The following is a 3,168-nucleotide window of genomic DNA, read 5'->3' on the forward strand; positions in this document are numbered from 1 at the left end:
GAGATGTGTATAAGAGCCAGGGGGACGGGGGATGCCCGATCTGAGTTTCACCCGTGACGAGGTCGAGGCCAGGGCCGGCAGGAAGCCGTGGACCAGGCAGCGCGAGTTCCACGAGGAGATCGATCCGGACGACATGGCCGAGACGGCGGCCGCCTACGCCCGGGCCGCGAGCCAGGCACGCGACGCCGCCGACCTCGCCGAGCGGGCCACCAGGGTCTCCGAGCAGTCGGGCGCGCGGGACGGCTCGGCCCTGGTGGACGCCGAGGGCCGGATCGACGCGACGGACCGCGCGCTGCAGAGCGGCGGCGACGACATCGACGGCGTGGTCCGGCACCTGGTCAGGGCGATGAACCAGGCCATCGACACCGACGAGAAGGTGACCGGCCTCATCCATGACCCGGGGAAGCTGGAGGACGACTACGCCCGCCACCTCCGGGCGGCGGTGGTCGAGTGGAACGGCATGCAGCGGGCGCTCCAGGCCAGGGTCGCGGAACGGGCGGCGGAGTGGGACGCCTGGCAGCGGGCCCAGCCCCAGGGCGGGTCGGCGCCGGTGCACACGCCGCTGTTGGTCCAGTACGGCGGACGTACCGCGACCGCGTTGCCGACCACCGGCGCCCAGGGCACCTCCTACGCCTTTCCCGACTCCGAGGCCGCCGACGTCAGGAACACGCACCTGGGGAACGCGGCCAGCGACGCCTCGGCCGCCTACGGCGAGATCGACGACGAGATCGAGGTCTACCGGCACCGGCTCGCCCAGGAGGGCGCCGAGCTCCGGCGCCTCGGCTACGACCTGACCGCCGGTCCGTTGGGGCTCTGGACCACCGAGGACATGGCGAAGTTCGACGCGCAGCAGTTCGGCGAGGAATCGCGGAAGGAGGAGCCCGACCCCGAGTTGCTGAGCCTGTACACGCAGGGACTCGGGGCGATCGGGGACGGCGTCTACGGAGACGCCCAACCTCCCGGTGACCCCGAGCGACAGTTGACGGCCGACGAACGCGCCTACCTCGAACGGTTCTACGGGTCACTGGACTCGGAAACCCTGGGCAGGCTCGGGCGGTTGCCCGACCTCGGCCGGGTCAGCGAAGCGGCCAAGGCGGACGTCGCCAACGGCATCTCCATGCTGACGAATCCGGACGCCGGCGGCATCGACCCCTCGGGAGAGGGCATGCGGAACGTGCCGGAGTCCATTCGGAACTTCCTCGAAAGCCCGTTCACGGTCGACGGGAGAGGGGTGCCCACCTCCGAGTCCCGGTTCATCGAGGAACAGCGAGATCTCAACGGGTTCGGCGGGCTGATGGCCACCGCGGACGTCGCGCCCGGCGACGCGTTCGCCAAGGAACTGGCGACATCCGCAGTCGAGGCCGAGAAGGTGGCGTCCAGGGCGGAGGCCCGGTTCCAGGGGGTGTCGGAGCAGAACTCCGGCAGCAGCGGCATGCTCTCGGCGGCGGCGCTGAACACCGAGGTGTCCGCCGACCTCCTCAGGGACGACACGTTCCGGGGTGATCTGCTCTCCCAGCGCTGGTACAACAGCGCTGGCGCCGCCGATCTGATCGACAGCGGGACGACGGTTCCCGACGGGGTGGACCCGCAGGGCGTCGAGGCCATGCGGTACGTGGAGGCCGCCTACGACGTGCTCGGGTACGCCAAGGACCACCCCGACCAGATCAACGCCCCGCAGGATCCGATGGGGATCAGTCAGACCAATCACTCGCCGCTGCAACGGGCGGTCGGTGACACGACGCTCAGGTACCTGGATCTGCTGTCCAACGACGGGGACCAGACCCGCCTGTGGACCGGTGGCACCACGGCCGAGGAGCCGGCCATCAACGGAACGCAGTACCAGAACGCCTTCACGTTCTCCGCCAAGGACCGGCAGGCGCTCTTCGGCATGATGAACGAGACCGAGGGGGACGTCCGCCAGAGCTTCTTCGACCAGGTCGCCCTGTGGGAGTCGGCGAGGGCGAGAGCCGAGTTCGGGTCGGGGACCCCGGATGTCGACACCTTCTACAACATCGGCACCATCGAGGGCACCGTGGCGTACGTGCAGGGGCAGGCGGACACCAGCGGAACCGAGGCCGCCGGCATGGGCTTCAAGGCCGCCAAGATCGGATTCGGGGCCGCCTCGACACTGGCGGCCGGTCCCCCCGGCGCGCTCGGGTTCTTCGGTCTCAGCGAAGGGGCGGACCTCATGGTGGACCAGATGGACGACAGCGCCGAGGAAGCGGAGCGGTGGGCGGCACGGAACAGGGAGGTGTGGGGCGACGTCAACGGACGGGTGGCCATCGCCGACGCGGCACGCGCGGCCGACGCCGGGGTTCCGGGACCGCCACGGCCCGACGCGACGAACCCGTCGCACACGGGCTTCGACAGGTCCGACCTGCGCAGGTACGCGAATTCCTACACCGGCAGACTGGGCATAGGCGAGGAGATGGGCATGTACGAGGACGGCTTCGACAACGCGAACCGGGCGCCGGGCCCGAGCTAGATCACCCGCGCCCCGGCACGCCGCCCTCGGAACTGGTACCCCCAACGGGATTCGAACCCGCGCTACCGCCTTGAAAGGGCGGCGTCCTAGGCCGCTAGACGATGGGGGCCGGTTGGAACGAGGCGATCCTACTACGAGCCGGCCCTTCTGGCTCGGGTCATCCCCAGCCGAGCTCGTGCAGCCGTTCGTCCGCGATGCCGAAGTGGTGGGCGACCTCGTGGATCACGGTGGTGGCGACCTCGTGCACGACCTCGTCCGGCGTCTCGCACAGGCGCAGCGTCGGGCCCATGTACACCGAGATCCGGTCCGGCAGGGCCCCGGCGTACCACTCGCCGCGTTCGGTGAGCGGGACGCCCTCGTAGAGGCCGAGCAACTCCGGCTCGCCGACCGGCGGCTCGTCCTCCACGAAGACGGCGACGTTGTCCATGAGGCGGGTCAGCTCGGGTGGGATCCGGTCGAGGGCGTCACTGACCAGCGTCTCGAAGTCGTCGCGCGTCATCTCCAGCACACCGCCCATTCTCCGGGATCCCCGCCGTGGACGGCACCCTCGGTGCCGGAGACGTGGGACGGCGGTCCGCCGGGGCGCGGACGGGATCGCCGCCGTCCCCCACAAGGACGAACGTTCTGGCGTGTCCTCCGCAGCGGTGCGGGAGTTGAAGGGGGGAACGCCGCCCCGCCCCGCC

General features: G+C 70.5%; 2 protein-coding genes and 1 tRNA gene. 1 reads left to right on the forward strand and 2 read right to left on the reverse strand.

From position 1 onward, the window contains the following. The first annotated feature begins 31 nt into the window (after positions 1–31). A complete protein-coding gene (locus E1283_RS34225) occupies positions 32–2,485 on the forward strand; it encodes a hypothetical protein (protein ID WP_132822064.1) in 2,454 nt (817 codons plus the stop codon). Between the two features lie 33 nt (positions 2,486–2,518). On the opposite strand, the gene E1283_RS34230 is transcribed toward E1283_RS34225, so the two are convergent. Together E1283_RS34230 and E1283_RS34235 are read right to left on the reverse strand one after the other, a co-directional pair. Further along, positions 2,519–2,594: transfer RNA gene (locus E1283_RS34230), tRNA-Glu, on the reverse strand. A 48-nt stretch (positions 2,595–2,642) separates the two neighbouring features. Then, the gene (locus E1283_RS34235) at positions 2,643–2,993 is read right to left on the reverse strand and encodes a metallopeptidase family protein (protein ID WP_132822065.1); all 351 of its coding nucleotides are present in this window, start codon (positions 2,991–2,993) and stop codon (positions 2,643–2,645) included. Positions 2,994–3,168 lie beyond the last annotated feature (175 nt).

The sequence above is a fragment of the Streptomyces hainanensis genome, from assembly GCF_004348415.1.
Lineage (GTDB): Bacteria > Actinomycetota > Actinomycetes > Streptomycetales > Streptomycetaceae > Streptomyces > Streptomyces hainanensis.